At 61.9% G+C, this 16,526-nt stretch carries 18 protein-coding genes and 4 tRNA genes; 14 read left to right on the forward strand and 8 right to left on the reverse strand.

What is annotated here, in order from left to right; all coding sequences use genetic code 11:
• Positions 1-28: 28 nt before the first annotated feature.
• On the reverse strand, positions 29-1,693 hold the full coding sequence (locus ACNPM8_RS08220) for an NlpC/P60 family protein (RefSeq protein WP_448939627.1): 1,665 nt from the start codon (positions 1,691-1,693) through the stop codon (positions 29-31).
• 778 nt (positions 1,694-2,471) lie between these two features.
• The gene (locus ACNPM8_RS08225) at positions 2,472-2,843 is read right to left on the reverse strand and encodes a metallopeptidase family protein (protein WP_133834977.1); all 372 of its coding nucleotides are present in this window, start codon (positions 2,841-2,843) and stop codon (positions 2,472-2,474) included.
• 138 nt (positions 2,844-2,981) lie between these two features.
• On the opposite strand from ACNPM8_RS08225, the gene ACNPM8_RS08230 reads away from it, so the two are divergent.
• The 4 genes from ACNPM8_RS08230 (at position 2,982) to ACNPM8_RS08245 (ending at position 3,440) form a co-directional block, all read left to right on the forward strand.
• A tRNA-Glu gene (locus ACNPM8_RS08230) sits at positions 2,982-3,054 on the forward strand.
• Positions 3,055-3,109: 55 nt separating this feature from the next.
• Positions 3,110-3,183, forward strand: a tRNA-Asp gene (locus tag ACNPM8_RS08235).
• A 49-nt stretch (positions 3,184-3,232) separates the two neighbouring features.
• Positions 3,233-3,305 (forward strand) — tRNA-Phe (locus ACNPM8_RS08240).
• Between the two features lie 61 nt (positions 3,306-3,366).
• A tRNA-Asp gene (locus ACNPM8_RS08245) sits at positions 3,367-3,440 on the forward strand.
• A gap of 52 nt (positions 3,441-3,492) precedes the next feature.
• Here ACNPM8_RS08245 and ACNPM8_RS08250 read toward each other — a convergent pair.
• Together ACNPM8_RS08250 and ACNPM8_RS08255 are read right to left on the reverse strand one after the other, a co-directional pair.
• Complete coding sequence (locus ACNPM8_RS08250; protein WP_286134704.1) at positions 3,493-4,347, reverse strand: hypothetical protein; 855 nt, start codon at positions 4,345-4,347, stop codon at positions 3,493-3,495.
• A gap of 2 nt (positions 4,348-4,349) precedes the next feature.
• Complete coding sequence (locus ACNPM8_RS08255; RefSeq protein WP_105657885.1) at positions 4,350-5,150, reverse strand: exodeoxyribonuclease III; 801 nt, start codon at positions 5,148-5,150, stop codon at positions 4,350-4,352.
• A gap of 105 nt (positions 5,151-5,255) precedes the next feature.
• Here ACNPM8_RS08255 and ACNPM8_RS08260 point away from each other — a divergent pair, with 105 nt between their 5' ends.
• Positions 5,256-6,308, forward strand: coding sequence for a 3-hydroxyisobutyryl-CoA hydrolase (locus ACNPM8_RS08260; RefSeq protein ID WP_448939628.1), 1,053 nt, complete (start codon positions 5,256-5,258; stop codon positions 6,306-6,308).
• A complete protein-coding gene (gene mmsB / locus ACNPM8_RS08265; protein ID WP_448939629.1) occupies positions 6,305-7,201 on the forward strand; it encodes a 3-hydroxyisobutyrate dehydrogenase in 897 nt (298 codons plus the stop codon). The genes ACNPM8_RS08260 and mmsB overlap by 4 nt, the downstream gene beginning before the upstream one ends.
• Here mmsB and ACNPM8_RS08270 read toward each other — a convergent pair.
• Complete coding sequence (locus tag ACNPM8_RS08270; protein WP_105658003.1) at positions 7,196-7,699, reverse strand: MarR family winged helix-turn-helix transcriptional regulator; 504 nt, start codon at positions 7,697-7,699, stop codon at positions 7,196-7,198. The genes mmsB and ACNPM8_RS08270 overlap by 6 nt on opposite strands.
• A 72-nt stretch (positions 7,700-7,771) precedes the next feature.
• Between ACNPM8_RS08270 and ACNPM8_RS08275 the strand changes: the two genes are divergently transcribed.
• The 4 genes from ACNPM8_RS08275 to ACNPM8_RS08290 all read left to right on the forward strand — a co-directional run bounded on the left by ACNPM8_RS08275 (position 7,772) and on the right by ACNPM8_RS08290 (position 9,967).
• Positions 7,772-8,914, forward strand: coding sequence for an acyl-CoA dehydrogenase family protein (locus ACNPM8_RS08275; RefSeq protein ID WP_448939630.1), 1,143 nt, complete (start codon positions 7,772-7,774; stop codon positions 8,912-8,914).
• 116 nt (positions 8,915-9,030) lie between these two features.
• A complete protein-coding gene (locus ACNPM8_RS08280) occupies positions 9,031-9,234 on the forward strand; it encodes a hypothetical protein (RefSeq protein ID WP_105657889.1) in 204 nt (67 codons plus the stop codon).
• Positions 9,231-9,671: a hypothetical protein gene (locus ACNPM8_RS08285; protein ID WP_332488823.1), complete on the forward strand. Its 441-nt coding sequence runs from the start codon at positions 9,231-9,233 to the stop codon at positions 9,669-9,671. The genes ACNPM8_RS08280 and ACNPM8_RS08285 overlap by 4 nt, the downstream gene beginning before the upstream one ends.
• Complete coding sequence (locus ACNPM8_RS08290) at positions 9,668-9,967, forward strand: winged helix-turn-helix domain-containing protein (protein WP_105657891.1); 300 nt, start codon at positions 9,668-9,670, stop codon at positions 9,965-9,967. Before ACNPM8_RS08285 ends, ACNPM8_RS08290 begins: the two co-directional genes overlap by 4 nt.
• Positions 9,968-9,970: 3 nt before the next feature.
• Here ACNPM8_RS08290 and nadE read toward each other — a convergent pair whose 3' ends face one another.
• Positions 9,971-10,795 (reverse strand): ammonia-dependent NAD(+) synthetase, encoded by an 825-nt coding sequence (nadE, locus tag ACNPM8_RS08295; RefSeq protein ID WP_400291024.1) that lies wholly within the window; start codon positions 10,793-10,795, stop codon positions 9,971-9,973.
• A 92-nt stretch (positions 10,796-10,887) separates the two neighbouring features.
• On the reverse strand, positions 10,888-11,325 hold the full coding sequence (locus tag ACNPM8_RS08300; RefSeq protein ID WP_105657893.1) for a MarR family winged helix-turn-helix transcriptional regulator: 438 nt from the start codon (positions 11,323-11,325) through the stop codon (positions 10,888-10,890).
• Between the two features lie 39 nt (positions 11,326-11,364).
• On the opposite strand from ACNPM8_RS08300, the gene pyrE reads away from it, so the two are divergent.
• Complete coding sequence (pyrE, locus tag ACNPM8_RS08305; RefSeq protein ID WP_181148872.1) at positions 11,365-11,922, forward strand: orotate phosphoribosyltransferase; 558 nt, start codon at positions 11,365-11,367, stop codon at positions 11,920-11,922.
• A gap of 81 nt (positions 11,923-12,003) precedes the next feature.
• On the opposite strand, the gene ACNPM8_RS08310 is transcribed toward pyrE, so the two are convergent.
• Positions 12,004-13,074, reverse strand: a complete 1,071-nt coding sequence (locus tag ACNPM8_RS08310) for a LacI family DNA-binding transcriptional regulator (RefSeq protein ID WP_105657895.1) — start codon at positions 13,072-13,074, stop codon at positions 12,004-12,006.
• A gap of 216 nt (positions 13,075-13,290) precedes the next feature.
• On the opposite strand from ACNPM8_RS08310, the gene ACNPM8_RS08315 reads away from it, so the two are divergent.
• The 3 genes from ACNPM8_RS08315 to ACNPM8_RS08325 are packed head-to-tail and all read left to right on the forward strand — an operon-like array spanning position 13,291 to position 16,519.
• Entirely contained in the window at positions 13,291-14,589 is a 1,299-nt protein-coding gene (locus tag ACNPM8_RS08315) for an ABC transporter substrate-binding protein (RefSeq protein WP_105657896.1), read from the forward strand.
• Between the two features lie 8 nt (positions 14,590-14,597).
• Positions 14,598-15,635 carry a carbohydrate ABC transporter permease gene (locus tag ACNPM8_RS08320; protein ID WP_105658004.1) on the forward strand — a complete coding sequence of 346 codons (1,038 nt, stop codon included), beginning with the start codon at positions 14,598-14,600 and terminating at the stop codon, positions 15,633-15,635.
• The gene (locus ACNPM8_RS08325) at positions 15,632-16,519 is read left to right on the forward strand and encodes a carbohydrate ABC transporter permease (protein ID WP_105657897.1); all 888 of its coding nucleotides are present in this window, start codon (positions 15,632-15,634) and stop codon (positions 16,517-16,519) included. The genes ACNPM8_RS08320 and ACNPM8_RS08325 overlap by 4 nt, the downstream gene beginning before the upstream one ends.
• Positions 16,520-16,526 lie beyond the last annotated feature (7 nt).

Here is a 16,526-nt window from a genome sequence, read left to right on the forward strand (position 1 = left end):
CCCCCCCTTCGTGCTCTAGGGGTGGCGCTTAGTAGCGGGCTGCCTTCGGGTAGAGGTTGTTGACGTAGCTCAGTGGAGTCACCGAGATGCCGGCGTTCGGGTTGCGAGCGTGGACGACCTGGCCGTTGCCGATGTAGATGGCTACGTGGTAGAACGAGGAACCGCCGTTGGAAGACGAGAACACCAAGTCGCCTGGGCGCAGGTTGCTCAGCGACACGTACTGCGGGGCGCTAGCGAACTGCTGGGACGAAGTACGTGGCAGGCTGATGCCGGATTTGCCGAAAGCTCGCTGCGAGAAGCTCGAGCAGTCGAAAGCATCGGGACCGTTGGCACCGTAAACGTAGTACTTGCTGGGATCATCCGCGGTCTTCAAGGCCCAGGAAAACGCTGCTGAGTAGTTGCTGCCGGACTGCGGCGCGACTTCAGGCTTCGGCTCCGGCTTAGGTTCCGGCTTTGGCTCAGGCTTAGGCGCTGGCTTCGGGGTGACCTTCGGCTTGGGCTCCGGCTTTGGCTCAGGCTTGGGTGCCGGCTTCGGGGTAGCCTTCGGCTTCGGCTCGGCCTTTTTGGTGGGTTCCGGCTTCGGTTCGGCCTTCTTGGTTGGCTTTGGCTCCGGCTCGGCCTTCTTGGTTGGCTCTGGCTTCGGCTCGGCCTTTTTGGTCGGTTCCGGCTTTGGCTCGGCCTTTTTAGTTGGTTCCGGCTTCGGCGCTACGGGAGGCTCAACAGCTTCCGGTTCCTCTTCAACCTTCTCAGGCTCCGGCTTGACCGTTTCCTCTTCAGGTTCGGCCTGCTCCAGCTCACGTGGCTTTTCAACCGAGAGCGGCTGAACGGAGTCTTGCTTCGTTTCGGGAACCTTGGCGGTTTCCTCTTCGGCGATGGCGTCCGCGAGAGCTTTTTCCTGCTCCTGCGTTTCGCGCTCTTCAACCGCCTGGCGAACCTCGGCCTCTTCCTTCTGCTTCAAGGTGGCGAGGTGGCCGATCAAGTCATCGCGCAGCTGCTTCTCAGGTGCGATAGCTGCTTCGTAGGTGGACAGGGTGCTGTTCGCGGTCGCTGCGGCTGCGTCATAGTTGGCTGCAGCTTCTTCGGCGGCGTTCTGTGCCGCATCAGCATATTCCTGCCAAGCCGAAACGAGGCCTTCGGCCTCGGTGGCGGTGTTGACGGACTGGACCTTCTGTTCGCTCAACGCGTCGATGGTAGCGGCCTTGTAGAACAGGTCGCCTTCCTGGTTGTCATCAAGGAGCAGGCTCAGGGTCGAGGTGCCTGCGCCATTGCGGTAGATATCCGAAGCGATAGCGCCCAGATCGTTGCGGCTCTGCTCCAGGTAAGTCTTTGCGTACTCGAGCTGTTCTACAGCCTTCTCGGCCGCAGCGGTGCGCAGATCGCGCTCTTCGCCGGCGGTGAGCAGGGATTCCTGAGCCTGAGCGGCCTCAGTTTCAACGCGCTTCAGTTCGGCGCGGCTGGAAGCCAGGGAAGCTTCGATGCGCGCGATCATCGCGTTCGTCGAAGCCTTATCCTTCTTTGCGTCCTGGACCTCCGCGTCCGAAGGTAGCGCGGAAGCGCTAGGTGCGGCAGCGATGGCCACAGACTGAGGAAGCAGAGCTGAAGTAGATGCGGAAGCGGGCAAAGCGCCTGCAATGCAGGACACCGCTAGGGCTAGGGTGCTTGCAGCAACACCGAGCGTGTGGCGAGTAGCCATATCGTTCCTCACTAAGTACTTGGATGACGCGGAGTGCGTGAGTCGTGACCTTCACCGATGAGTAGGTCACGATTCGGATAAGACTCCAAATAGCACATTAGGCCAATTAAGACACGCTTGGCAACACTGTTCACATCAGTCACATGAATCCCATTCGTGTAATTCGCCTGGGTATTCGGCGGTGATCTGCGAAGATAGTGGCATTTGGGATCTGTGTGGCTGATCAAGAGTGGCTGGGAAATTACTCAGACATATATCTCGCCTCGTTACCAAGGTATCGATTGTCGTGAAGCTTGGGTAACGTGCCGGAGGGGAATGTGCGGCTGCAAAAAAGGTTTGCCTTTAAAAGGGAAGGTACTCCGGGAGGGCGCAAAGCTCTGCTTCGCTGGGGCTGCCTCGGAGGCGCCGGCTCCAATGGCGAAATCCTTTTGAAGGGGTGCGGTGCCGTGCTCCCAATCGGGATCACCTCGCTGCCCTTGGTGGCGGAGGGGCCCAGAGCCGCTGGGTGGACAAGGGCAAGGGACATGCCAGGTTCCTCCGGCTAGCTGCACCTGATCACGCCCGGATAAAGCAGCCGCTAGCGGGGCAACGGGAAACCGACCGGCGCGCCAGTCGTTGCGAAACGGCTTTTGGGCGGCTTGCCCGCCGGTCGACTGGACCCGGATGGCGATTCCAAGCGCCACGCCTGTGCTTTGGGTCTCTTTCGACCTCGACGCGACCACTGTATTCGAGTATTTTTGTGAGGCAGATCTCAAAAGAAGATTCTGCGGATTTGGGGCTATGACCACCCTAAATCGTGCAATTTCGCGTCGTCGATTCCGAAGTGATGGGCCACTTCGTGCATCACTGTAATCCCAATTTCCCGCACTACATCTTCACGTGTTTCGCAGGCTCGAAGCGTCGGATTCTTGAAGATCGTTATGCGGTCGGGAAGTGCGCCCGTACCCCAGTCCAGGTCCCGTTCCGTGAGTGCAATACCCTCGTATAACCCCAGAATTTCAGGGTTTTTGGGTTCTCCTGGAAGCGGCTCATACTCGTCTTCGATGAAGAAAATGACGTTGTCCATCATGGCGAATGCAGCCTCCGGAATGGCGTCGATGGCCTGCTCGACCAGGGTCTGGAATTCGTCGTCATCCATCTCAAAAAGCATGCTTCCAGACTAGGCCCGCGCACCCGATTTGGCATGGGTGAAACTCGTCCAGGTGCCGATTTTGCAAAAGCAAAAAACACTGCGTATAGTTATTGGAGTCCGCTACGGAGAAGCAAGAAACCGAAGCGAACAACTTAGGCCCCCATCGTCTAGCGGCCTAGGACACTGCCCTTTCACGGCAGCGGCACGGGTTCGAATCCCGTTGGGGGTACAAACAACCATTATGTGGTTGTCAGATGGAGAAATCCATTGGCTTGCGAAAGCAAGGCCCTGTAGCGCAGTTGGTTAGCGCGCCGCCCTGTCACGGCGGAGGTCGCGGGTTCAAGTCCCGTCAGGGTCGCTCAATTTACTATTTCAATAGTAAATTTGGTGTCCACTTAGTGGTACCAGGCTCTGTAGCTCAGTTGGTAGAGCGTTCGACTGAAAATCGAAAGGTCACCGGATCGACGCCGGTCGGAGCCACGCAGGCCCTCGGTTTATCCCGGGGGTTTTACTGTGTGACTTGAATTTATTCAAAGCACTAGGCCCTGTAGCGCAGTTGGTTAGCGCGCCGCCCTGTCACGGCGGAGGTCGCGGGTTCAAGTCCCGTCAGGGTCGCACACTAAACAGAAGCTCCGGATTCCGGGGCTTTTGCTGTATCCAGGGGCAGTTAGTTCGCGCGGCCAAGATGCCGCGGACCAATCCAGCGATTGCTCAGCCGGCGGTATGCGGCGGCGGCGCTAGTCATGTCCTCGTCTTCCAATGCCTGAATGCCGTGCATCAAGTCGTTCGCGGAATCATCGGGCCACACAATTTCTGCCAACAGGCCATAATCCAGTTCAATGACCGATCTGTTGTCGAAGGATTCCAGCCAGCCGCCAAGGCTGCCCAGCTCCTCGAAGAGCTGCGACTGCGGCGCATGGGATGCCAGCGCTTGGACTGCCCAAGCCAGGCGGTCAATGGCCTGTTCGAAGGTGGCGTACATGCGAACCGTCTTCAGCTGCTCACCGCTGTGAACCAGCTCGTGCTCGTCGTCCTCGCGGAAGAGGGCAAACCAGCCCAGCGGGATGCCCCATGAAGAGGTCCTCGTGTGAAGATGGGTCAGGTCATTGGCCAGGCGGTCGGCATCAACGCGTTGTGCGTTAGCCTGCCGCGCTGCCGGCGGTACCAGCAGGTCGAAAACCTCGGCCCGCATGGCTTCTTCGGCTTGTTCGGCAGCGAGCAGGCTGCGTGCCTGCAATTGCCCCGGGCAATAGCGCGTGTGCTCGGCCCCTTGGTAGTCCAAGGACTTCACGCTGCGGAAGAATTCCGGCTCATTGTGCGGGAACGGGTCGGAGACATGGCGCAGGGTGCGGCTCCACAGCCGCTCGTTCTCGAAGTCATCCCACTGCTCCGCGGTGCGCCGCGGGGTACGCAGGATGATGGACTGGGCCCAATCCTCGAAAGCATCCAGCGGCTCGTAGACGCGCAGGTGCGCTGTAGCTGCGGTCAGCTCTGCGGCGGGCCCAATCATCTTTGCCGCCATGACTAGTCGGCCAGCTCCACGATGACCGGGGCGTGGTCGCTGGCGCCCTTGCCCTTGCGTTCTTCGCGGTCAATGCTTGCGCCGGTTACGCGTGCGGTGAGCGCAGGCGAGGTGAGCGAGAAATCGATGCGCATGCCTTCGCCCTTCGGGAAACGCAACTGCGTGTAATCCCAGTAGGTGTATTCGCCTTCGGTGTGCGGGCGCACGACATCGGTGAAGCCCAGCTCCTCGAAGGCAGCGAAGGAGGCGCGCTCTGGCGCCGAGACGTGGGTCAACTTGTTCTCGAGGAAGAAGTCGATATCCCACACGTCTTCGTCCTTTGGCGCGATGTTCCAATCGCCCATCAAGGCAATCTGCGCCTCGGGGTTTTCCGCCAGCCATCGGGCGGATTCCTGCTTGAGCACATCCAGCCAGTTCAGCTTGTAGCCCATGTGCTCATCATCCAACGCGCGTCCGTTGGGTACATACAGGCTCCAGACACGCACTCCGCCACAGGTTGCCGCGATGGCGCGAGGCTCCTGGATCGGATTCTTGCCGGCCTTGCCGAATTCCGGCTGCCCGGGGAAGGTGCGCTCAACATCCTCGAGGCCAACGCGAGAAGCGATGGCAACGCCATTCCACTGGTTGACTCCGAAGTGCGCTACCTCGTAATCGTTGTTCTCGAACAGTTCCCAGGGGAAATTGTCGTCTTTGCACTTAGTTTCCTGGATAGCCAGGACATCTACATCGGTACGTCGCAGCCAGTCCTCAACACGGTCGGCGCGGGCTCGCAGCGAGTTCACATTCCAGGTTGCAATCTTCACTAGTTCAACCTATCAAGTTTGCTGTCTTGTGCCACTTCAATTTAGTTGGAAGTCCGAGTATATTCGACACTAGTAGGTGACCTCAATCACTCAAAGGAGAGTCTGTTGCCTGAGATTCTGACCGAACGCCGGGGGCACCTGGGGCTCATTACGCTGAACCGGCCGAAGGCCCTGAACGCCCTCAACGCGGACATGTGCCGCGACTTCCTCGACGTGCTGCTGGAATGGCGCGATGACCCGGATATCGCCCAAGTAGCGGTTATGGGCGCAGGGGAGCGCGGCCTGTGCGCCGGCGGGGATATCGTGGCGATCTACCGGGATATCTTGGACCGCAGCGGTGCTTCGGCTGACTTCTGGCGCATCGAATACCAGCTCAATGTCCTGATCGACGAGTACCCCAAGCCGTACATTGCGCTCATGGACGGAATCGTCCTTGGCGGCGGCATCGGCATCTCGGCGCATGGCAGCCATCGCATAGTTACCGAAACCAGCCGTTGCGGCATGCCGGAAGTCGGTATCGGATTCTTCCCGGACGTAGGCGGAACGCATTTGCTGGCGCGTGCCCCGCATGCTGCCGGACGATTGGCGGCATTGACTGGAGTGAAATTCAGCGCGGCCGACACCATCGCTTTGGGCCTGGCCGACTCGTATGTGCCCAAGGCCCGGATCCCCGACGTGCTCGCAGACCTCGAGGCCCAGCCGGCCGCGTCGGTGCTGGCCAGCTATGCCGAGCCTCCGGAGCCTGGCTTCCTGCACGAAGAATGGGTGCAGGCCTTTGGCGAGGCAAGCACCCCAGCGGTCATGCGTGCACTGGAGCTGCACGACTGCCCGCAAGCCCAAGAGGCGTTGAAGGCATTGGGCGCCGCCTGCCCGAGCTCGGTGCGCTTGGCCGAAGAACTGATCCACCTGGCTGGAGCGGATTTGAGAAAAGACCTGCAGCGAGAGTATCGGGCTGCCGTTCACCGGCTTGATGACCCCGATTTCGCCGAGGGTATTCGCGCCGCAGTCATCGACAAGGACCGCACCCCGCAATGGACGGAAGCAGTCCCGGGGCTAAGCCCGGGCCAGCGCACGCAACGGCATTTGGAGCCCCTGTTCGGGGCAGAACTAACTTTCGCACTGCTCGGTGAAGATCTAGCGGAAAAGAGCCACTCATGAACGCAAAACCAGTTATCGGATTCCTGGGCATGGGCCATATGGGATTGCCCATGGCCATCAACCTGCACAAGGCAGGCTACCGGATCAAGGGCTTCGACGTGGTTCCTGATGCGGTGCAGGCCGCCCGAGAAGCAGGCATCGGCACCGTGGCTACCGGAGCCGAGGCGGCCGCCGGCGTGGACATCGTCATCACGATGTTCCCTTCGGGCAAGCACGTGCTCGATGCCTACCGCGAATACCTGCTCGATAGCGCCAAGCCCAATACGCTGTTCCTGGAGTGCTCCACCATCGACGTAGCGCAGGCCCGTGAAGCGGCGCAGCTTGCGGTCTCCGCGGGGCATCGAAGCGCCGACGCTCCGGTGTCCGGGGGCGTGGTCGGGGCAAAAGCGGGGACTTTGACGTTCATGCTCGGTGCGCAGGCCGAAGATCTCGGAGAGATCACCCCGCTGCTGGAGCACATGGGCAAGCGGATCGTGCACTGCGGCGGGTACGGCGCAGGCCAGGCCGCCAAGGTCTGCAACAACATGCTGCTGGGCATCTCGATGATTGGCGCTGCCGAGGCCTTCGTGCTCGGAGAACGGCTGGGCTTGGAGCACCAGGCGCTCTTCGATGTCATTTCCTCCGCGTCGGGGCAATGCTGGTCGGTCACCACCAATTGCCCGGTGCCCGGACCTGTGCCTGCTTCCCCTGCCAATCGCGATTACCAGCCAGGATTTGCCGCAGCGCTGATGGCCAAGGACCTCGGCCTGGCAGCTAGCGCGCTGGAGCATACGAGTACCGATGCCCAGCTCGGCTCCCTGGCCGCAGCGCTGTACCGCAAGTTCAGCGATGAGGGCGATGCGGGAACCGATTTTTCCGGGATCATCAACGCGATCCGCGACGGATCGCTATAGGAAGTCCCCGGAGGCCTTGCGGAATCGGGCCAGGATCTCGAAAATCTCGGTGGCGTCGGTGCCGGAGAGATCGCTCTGGGCAAAGAGCTTTTCGTTCAGATCGCCGCGGGCCGCTGGCAGCACTTGCTGGCCTGCGGCCGTGAGTTCCAAAAGGCGGGTGCGGCCGTCGGTCGGGTGCGGGATGCGCCGCACCAAACCGGTTGCTTCCAGGCGGTCTACCGAATTGGTCAGGCTGGTGGCGTGGACCTGCAGGAGCTGGCTGGCTTGGCTCATGGGCAGGGAGCCACGCTTGGAGAAACCGAGCAAGGCGAGTACTTCGAATCGCGCAAAGGTCAGCCCGTGCGGCTTGAGGATGGCATCGGCTCGCTGCAGGTAAATCGATGCCGTGCGCATCACCGCGGTAATTGCGGCCATGGAGTCGGCCTCGGCTGACCATCCATGGGAAATCCATTGTTCCCTGGCTTGCGCGATTGGATCGCGTGAGAGCGGAGAAGTCATGTGCATACCCCCAAAAGAAGACTTAGTCCAACAATATACTTGGACATCCTATGGTTTGGAAGGAATCCCCGGATGGACCTCTTGAATGTGGCCGGAGAACTAAGTGGAACCGAACGGCAGCGACTGCTTGGAATCAGGCAGGTAGCGCAGCATCAGGTGCGCAAGCAGTCCGTCGGCTATTGGAACCGCGAAGAATTTCCGACCGAGCTGATCGGAAAACTGGCCGAACTCGGACTGGGCGGATTGCAGCTGGGGGACAGCTCGCATTTGCTGCGGGGGCTGATCCATGCAGAACTCGCCCGCGCCGATATTTCAATCTCATCCGTGGTCGGCATCCACAACGAACTGGTGCTCGGGATGATCCGCGAATTGGGGTCGGAGGAGCAGCGCGCGCAGTGGCTGGGCAAGCTCGCCGGCTTTGAAGCCTACGGCGCATTTGCGCTGACCGAACCGGAACATGGATCGGATATCGCCGGCGGCATACGGAGCACCGCGCAGCGCGACGGGGACCAGTACGTTCTGAATGGGGCCAAGCGGTGGATCGGCATGGGCACCTTCAGCGATTTCGCGCTGGTCTGGGCCAAGGACGAGGAAACTTCGCAGGTCGGGGCCTACCTCGTTGAAGCGGACCGCCCTGGCTATAGCTCTTCCAAGATCGAACACAAGATCGGGCTGCGCAGCATGCAGAATGCGGATATTCGGCTGGAGAATGTGCGGATTCCCGTCGCGAATAAGCTTCCAGGGGTGACCAGCTTCGCTGCGGCAAACCAGCTATTGATGCAATCTCGCGCGTGGGTGGGATGGCAGGCTGTCGGCGCGATGATGGCAACGCTCGACATCTGCAGCGCCTACGTCGCGCAGCGCCAGCAGTTCGGGCAGCCGCTGGCCGCTTTCCAGTTGATTCAGCAGCCCCTGGCCGAAATTGCAGGCAACCTGAGCGCCTGCCTTTCCATGATGGGCGATATTGCCCGCAAGCAAGAGCGCGCGGAATTGCACATGGTGGATGCGGCAATGGCGAAGTCGACTGCCACCCGCCTGGCGCGGGATTCGGCCGCCTTGGGCCGAGCGATGCTTGGCGGCAATGGCATTGTGAGCGATTTCGAAATGGCCAAGGTCTTCTGCGATGTCGAGATTCTCCATACCTATGAAGGCACCTATGAAATCAATTCGCTGATTGTGGGACGTGCCCTGACCGGAGTCAGTGCCTTCGTGTAGCCGGGGCATCCGTCCGTTGGAATCTTTCCAGCTAATTCATAACAAGTACTTTCCAAAGCGGAAAGTACTTGTTATGGTTGGGGAACTCGGAAGATCAAAGCCAAAGGAGCAGGACAATGAAGATTCCATTCAGCACCTGGTACACCATCATCACCGTTGCGGCAGGTCTGGCCTTCGCGGCAATGGCCATGACCGCCTATGCCACGGGCAACAACTCCCTGATCTTCATCGGCATGGGCTTCTTCATGGCAATTTGCATGACCATGACGTCCGTCTACGCACAGCGCCAGCAGAAGGCTCGCAAGGCGGCCAGCAAATGAGTTCCGGCAAGAAAATGAGCCCTGAAGAGCAACTGGCCGCCCTGGGGTTGGCGCAGCAGGGAATGCAGCGTGCCGCCGGGTACGGAGCCAAATTGCTGGGCACCTATTGCATCATCTTGGGAGTGCTCATGGGCGGCCTGGCCGCACTGCTGCAGGTCTTTCGTCCCGATGCGAATTTTATCGGCTTCATCGTCATCATGGCGTTGTTCTGCGTATCCGTTGCAGCAATGTCCTTGGCTTACGGGAAGCTCTACCGCTCGCTGCCGCGCGGGCATTCCAAGATGTATCTTCGGGGGTTCATTGCGAGCATGGTGCTTTACGCGGTGGCAGTGGCCTTGCTCGGGGCGGGACCCATGGGCTGGGGCGCCATCGCGTTGATCTGGATTATCGTTGCCGCGCCGTTGTTCCTGACCGGAATTGCGATGGTGCGCAAGTGAATGCCCATGCTCGCGAACGGCTCAACGACGACTTCTCCAACCCGGTACGACTTTCACTGATGGGCTCCTTGCAAGCCGTGGACGAAGCCGATTTCAAATCCTTGAAAGAAGCCATCGGCATTTCGGATTCGGTGCTTTCCCGGCATCTGAGCGCACTGGAAGCCGGCGGTTACGTGCAGATCAAGAAAGGGTATGTGGGCAAAAGGCCTCGTACCTGGGCGAAGCTGACTTCAGCTGGGCAGGAGGCCTTTGCGCAACATGTCCAGGCGCTGAAGGAAATCACCGGCTTGGGGTAATCCTCAAGCGCGCCACCATTTGTCCCAGTAGGTGGCCGGTACGGTGCGCTTGTGCCGGGATCCCACGAAGCGCCTTTCGATGACCTCGGCCGCCGCAGGGTCAATCTCGCGGCCTTCGAGGTAGTCATCAATCTGCGGATAGGTCAGGCCAAGTTCCTCTTCATCTGCGCGCAGCGGCTGGCCGTCCAGCAGGTCCGCGGTAGGCTCCTTGGCCCACAGCAGCTCAGGAGCCTGCAGCTCGCGCAGCAGTGCCTGGTTCTGGCGCTTATTCAGCCCGGCCAGGGGCAGGAGGTCCGCTCCGCCATCGCCGAACTTGGTGAAGAAGCCGGTGATCGATTCGGCCGCGTGATCGGTGCCCAGGACCAGCATCCCGCGGTCCCCGGCCATGGCGTACTGCATGATCATCCGGGTGCGGGCCTTGAGATTTCCGCGGTTGAAATCGCTCAGCGCCAGGTGGCCCGCATCGGCCAGGGCTTCATCGAAAGCGGCGACAGGCTTTTGGATGTTCACCTCGAACTGCTCGTCGGCAGCCACGAAATCCATGGCCGCTTCCGCATCGGCCGCATCCTTCTGCACGCCATGCGGCAGGCGCACCGACACGAAGCGCGCCTCGCCGCCGGATTCGCGCACCTCTTCGACGGCCAACTGGGCCAAGCGCCCAGCCAGCGTCGAATCGATGCCGCCGGAGATGCCCAGCACGAAACCCCGGGCACCGGTAGCGGCCAGATAGTCCTTGAGGAAGTCGATACGACGGCGAATTTCGTCGGCCGCGTCGATTTCCGGGCGCACGCCCAGCTCTTCAATGATCTTTGCTTGCAGTTCACGCATGCTTCTAATCCTAGGCATGAGCCCTCGCCGTGCGGTACCGCTGCACAGGCTGGGAACGAAAGTTAATCTGTTCTCAACAAATCCCGGAGGGGCTATTCGGAATCCTGGTCCGGGTTCCAGCCGAGATTGCGCGCAATCTTTTCCAAGGCCTCGACCACCGCGTCATATTCGGAACCGTCCAGATCCTGGCCGAACTGGGTGCGGATCTTTTCCACGAGCTCACTGAGCTTGAGCAACGAGGTGTGGCCCCGATCGGTGATGGAATACTCGCCGTTGATTGCCGTAACCCAGCCGGATTCGATCAACTCGGCAAGGTGCTCTCTCAGTGATTGCGGTTCATCCGGCGAGGCGAAGAACGGGGAAAGCCCGGCGTCCAGTTGCGCCTCGGTGGCAGGTTGCTGCTCCAGCAGGTTGAGCACCTGCCATTGCCTGCGTGTCACACCGTGCTCTTCCAAAGTCGCTGCAAACTGCTCGTCAATGAGCGAATCCACCAATTTCAGCCAGTAACCCAAGGGGCGTTTTGCGTTCATGGAATCAGCCTAGCCATGATGCCGACTAGAATCGAGGGTATGAGCGAAACCAGCGCCCGTGAGCGACTAAAAGAACTGATCCAAGAACTAGCCATTGTGCGCGGCAAGGTTACCTTGTCCTCGGGCAAGGAAGCTGATTACTACATCGATCTGCGCCGTGTAACCCTGCACCAGGAAGCCTCGGGCTTGGTTGGCGAAGTCATGCTTGGCTTGCTGGACGAGGCCAAGCTGGAATTCAGCAATGTGGGCGGCCTGACCATGGGCGCTGACCCGGTAGGCACCGCCATCATGCACACCGCCCGGGCCAAGGACCGCGCCATCGACGCCTTCGTGGTCCGCAAGGCGCAGAAGTCCTACGGCATGGGCCGCCAGGTCGAGGGCCCGAGCGTCGAAGGCCGCGATGTCATCGTGCTCGAGGATACTTCCACCACCGGCGGTTCGGCGCTGACCGCTGTCGAGGGCGTGCGCAAGGCCGGCGGCAACGTGATTGCCGTGGCCGTGATCGTTGACCGCGACACCGGAGCCAAGGAACGCATCGAAGAAGAAGCCGGCGTTCCGTACCTGTTCGCCTACGGCAAGAACGAGCTGGGCCTGTAGCCGGCAAGCGATTCCCTGCACAGCACCTCGTTGCCCACCGGAGAATTCCCGGTGCGCGGCGGGGTGCTCTGCTTTTCCCGGCTAGCTGCTGCGCGCGGGGCCCGTGGTCTCGCGCGGGACGAGCACGGCAGGCAGGTGGCCGGGGGAGCGGACGTCCTCGCCCGCAAGCAGGCCCAGCAGCATGCTCACCGCCTGGGCGCCCATCTCATGCAGCGGCTGGCGCACGGTGCTCAGCGGGGGAGAGGACTGTGCCGCGGCCGGGATGTCATCGAAGCCGATGATCGAAAGATCGCCGGGAACCTGCAGCCCGCGCTCGCCGGCCACCTGCAAGGCGGCCAGGGCCGAGAGGTCATTGGCCGCGAAGATCGCCGTGGGCGGCTGGGGCAGGTCCAGCAGGTCATGGGCGGCCTGCACCGCGGCATCATGCTGGTAATCGCCATCGTGCGACAGCTGCCCATCGAATTCCACGCCGGCCTCTTCCAGCGCTTGGCGGTAGCCCTGCTCGCGCAGGTGCGCGGAAGCCAGGTCCCCGCGCCCGCGGATGTGCCCGATGCGGCGATGGCCCAGATCCAGCAGGTGCCGGGTGGCCGTATAGGCCCCGGAACGGTTGTCCACGTCGATGGCGATCGGCATTTCCGGACCGGCATGCGGGTCAATGGCGACGACCGGCACCGAGCTGTGCGGGACTTCCACGGTGGGGGTGACGATGATGGCGCCGTCGATCAGCGTTCCGCCCAAGCGGGACAGGGAGCGGCGTTCCCAGCCGGCATGCCCTTCGGGGGAAAGGTTGCCCGCGTAGGCCATCAAATCGTATTGGGTTCCGCGCAGGGTCGCGGAGATGCCGTTGAGCAGGCCCAGCGAGAAGGGCTCGAACTCCGCCACCAGGATGCCGATGATGTTGGTGCGGGTGCTGCGCAGCGAGGAGGCGACCAGCGAGGTCTCGTAGCCCAGTTCGCTGATGACCTGGTGGACCTTGGCGATGGTGGCCGGGGCGACCCCGTAGCGGCCGTTGACGACCTTCGAGACGGTGGAGACGGAGACCTGCGCGGCGCGCGCGACGTCGTTGATGGTCACGCGTGCGCTGGAAGGCTCGCCGGGGATCTGCGGCTGCTGGGCATTGGCGATCCCGGGGATTCCGGTCTGAGGGGTCATCACTTCACTAACAGTAGCGCAAAATACTCCGGAATTCCGTGACTTCACGGGGGCATGACGACCGATTGCGGATCTTTCGACAACGTTTTCGCAATGGATTTCGAAAACGTTATCGAAAACGATTGACATGACCTGCGTCACGGTGCAATTCTTGGTGGAGCCAATCGCCTGCCGTCCGATGCCGGCAGGTCTTCATCACAGCTGAGGAGCACGAGCATGTTATCCAAGATCCGAGGTGCGCAGATTCTGGCGCTGGCCGCCACGACTGCCCTGCTGGCCACCGGCTGCGCCGCCGATGCAGGCCAGGAAGGGACGTCGGCAGACGGAACCACCACCATCACCTGGTGGCACAACTCCAATAACGGCGACGGCAAGGCCTACTACGAACAGGTTGCAGCCGACTTCGAAGCCGCCCATGAAGGGGTGGAGGTCGAAGTCAGCGCCATGCAGCACGAGGACATGCTCACCAAGCTCGATGCGGCCTTCCAGAGCGGCGACGCCCCGGATGTCTACATGGAACGTGGTGGCGGGGAGCTCGCAGCCCACGTGGCCGCCGGGCTGACCAAGGACCTGACCGAGGCGGCCTCCGAGGAAATCGCCTTCCTCGGCGAGAACGCCGGCGGCTGGCAGCTCGATGGCAAGACCTACGCCTTGCCGTTCTCGCTGGGCGGTGCGGGGTTCTGGTACAACAAGGCGCTGTTCAAGGAAGCGGGCATCGACTCGGCCCCGCAGACCTTCGATGAACTGATTGCGGCCACCGGGAAGCTGAAGCAGGCAGGCATCGACCCGATTTCCATCGGCGCCGGCGACAAATGGCCGGCAGCCCACTACTGGTACTACGCGGCAGTGCGCGAATGCTCCCAGCAGACCCTGGCCGATTCGGTCGCCAATCTCGATTTCAGCGACCAGTGCTTCACCAAGGCCGGGGAAGACGTGGACCAGCTGATCAAGTCCGAGCCATTCAACCCGGGCTTCCTCTCTACCCCGGCGCAGTCCGGCCCCACCTCCGCTTCGGGCCTGCTGGCCACCGGAAAGGTAGCCATGGAATTGGCTGGCCACTGGGAGCCAGGGGTCATGCAGGGCCTGACCGAAGACGGCACTGGCATGGGGGAAGACACCGGATGGTTCCCCTTTCCTGCCATTGAGGGCGGCCAGGGCGACCCGGCCGCGCAGCTTGGCGGAGGCGACGCCTGGGCAGTTTCCGAAGGCGCCCCCGACGCGGCGGTGGACTTCGTGAAGCACATGCTCTCCGACGAGGTCCAGCGCGGTTTCGCCGAGCTGGACATGGGCCTGCCGACCAACCCGGCGGCCAAGGACGCGATCTCGGATCCGGCATTGGCTTCGCTGATGGACGTGCGCGACAAGGCGCCATATTTCCAGCTGTACTTCGACACCTCGTTCGGCGCCTCCATTGGCGGGGCCATGAACGACGAGATCGCCCTGCTCTTCGCCGGCAAATCCGACGCGCAGAAGATCGTCGACGCCAGCCAAGATGCCGCTGACCTGGAGAAGTGATCCACGCCGTGGCCCCAGAAGTAACCTACGCAGCCAGTCCGCCAGCCAGCGGTGGCCCAGGGCTTTCCGAAAGGCGGCGTTCCACGCCAAGCGGACTGCCGCCTGCCGGTGCCAAGCGCACGCGCAAGCCCGCGCAGCGGCGCAAGAACCTGGAGATCCTGTTCTTCGTCAGCCCGGCATTGCTGCTGATCGCGGTCTTCATGCTGGTCCCCATCATCCAGGCCGTGCGCTTCTCGATGTACAACTGGAAGGGCTTCGGCCCGCTGGTGGACTTCGTGGGCTTCAAGAATTACGTCCGGGTGCTGGGCAACGAGGTGTTCACCGATGCCCTGGTCCATAACCTGGTCATCATCGGCGGCTCCATCGCCCTGCAGCTGCCGATCGGCCTGGGCATCGCCCTGCTGCTGAACCGGAAGATGAAGATCCAGTCCCTGCTGCGCACCATCATCTTCGTGCCCTACGTGCTGTCCGAAGTCATCGCCGGGGTGGTCTGGTTCCAGCTGCTGCAGCCGCAGTACGGGGTGATCGACACCATCTTGTCCAAGCTGGGAATCCAGGGGCCGGCCCAGGGCTGGCTGGGCACGCCGGAACTCGCTTTGTGGACCGTGCTGGCAGTGCTGACCTGGAAGTATCTTGGCCTGGCGGTGATCCTGTTCCTTGCCGGGCTGCAGGGGGTGCCGTCCGAGCTCTACGAAGCGGCGGAAATCGACGGCGCCTCCTGGTGGCAGATCCAGCGCAAGATCACCATCCCGCTGCTGGGCCCCACCCTGCGCACCTGGGGCTTCTTGTCCATGATCGGCTCGCTGCAGCTCTTCGACATGGTCTGGATCCTCACCGGCGGCGGACCGGCCAACGCCACCACCACGATGGCCAGCTTCCTGGTTTCGGAAGGAACCAAGCGCCAGAACTTCGGGATCGCCGCGGCCGCCTCGGTCATCTTGTTCATCGTCGCCCTGGTTCTGGCCATCTCCTACCAGCAGTTCATCCTCAAGCGGGATTCGCAGCCCGATGATGAGCGCACGAAGCGGAAGAAGGCCAAAGCATGAGCGCCACCCTGGCTACCAGGCCCCAGCACACCCCCGCCCAGGCAAAACGCGCCAAGAAGCGCAACGGCCGGCAAGGCGGAAACGTCCTGGTCTACGCCATCGCCTTGGCGGTTGTCGCGATCACCCTGGGCCCGGTCCTCTACGGGGTGCTCGGCGGGTTCCGCACCAACGCGCAGCTGGCCGAGAACCCGGCAGGCCTTCCCGAGCCGTGGGTGCTGGAGAACTACGCCGGCGTGCTGAAGAACCCGGATTTCTGGCAGTACGCGCTGAACTCCACGATGATCGCGGTGATCACCACCATCGTCGTGGTGGTCTTCGGCATCATGGCTGCCTACCCGCTGGCCCGCTACACGTTCCGCCTGCGCGAGCCGATTTTCATGGTCTTCGTGCTCGGCTTGCTGTTCCCGGCCACCGTGGCGATTGTTCCGCTGTTCATCCTGATTACCCGGGACCTGGACATGGGCAACACCTGGTGGGGCGTCGCCCTGCCGCAGGCGGCCTTCGCGCTGCCCATGACCGTGGTCATCCTGCGCCCCTTCCTGATGGCGCTGCCCCAGGAGCTGGAAGAAGCCGCCCAGCTCGATGGCGCCAGCCGCATCGGCTTCTTCTGGAGGATCCTGCTGCCATTGTCCGGGCCGGGCATGGTCACCGTCGGCGTACTGGCCTTCGTCGGCTCGTGGAATGCCTACCTGCTGCCGTTGCTGCTGCTGCAAGGGGATATGCGCACCTTGCCGCTGGGCGTCGCCGACTACTCCAGCGAGCACTCGGCCGACACCGCCGGCGTCTTCGCGTTCACCGCGCTGGCGATGATCCCGGCACTGATCTTCTTCCTGGCCATGCAGAAGCGCATCGTCAATGGACTGCAGGGCGCAGTCAAGGGCTGATCCGCCC

This window comes from Glutamicibacter sp. AGC46 (assembly GCF_053543715.1).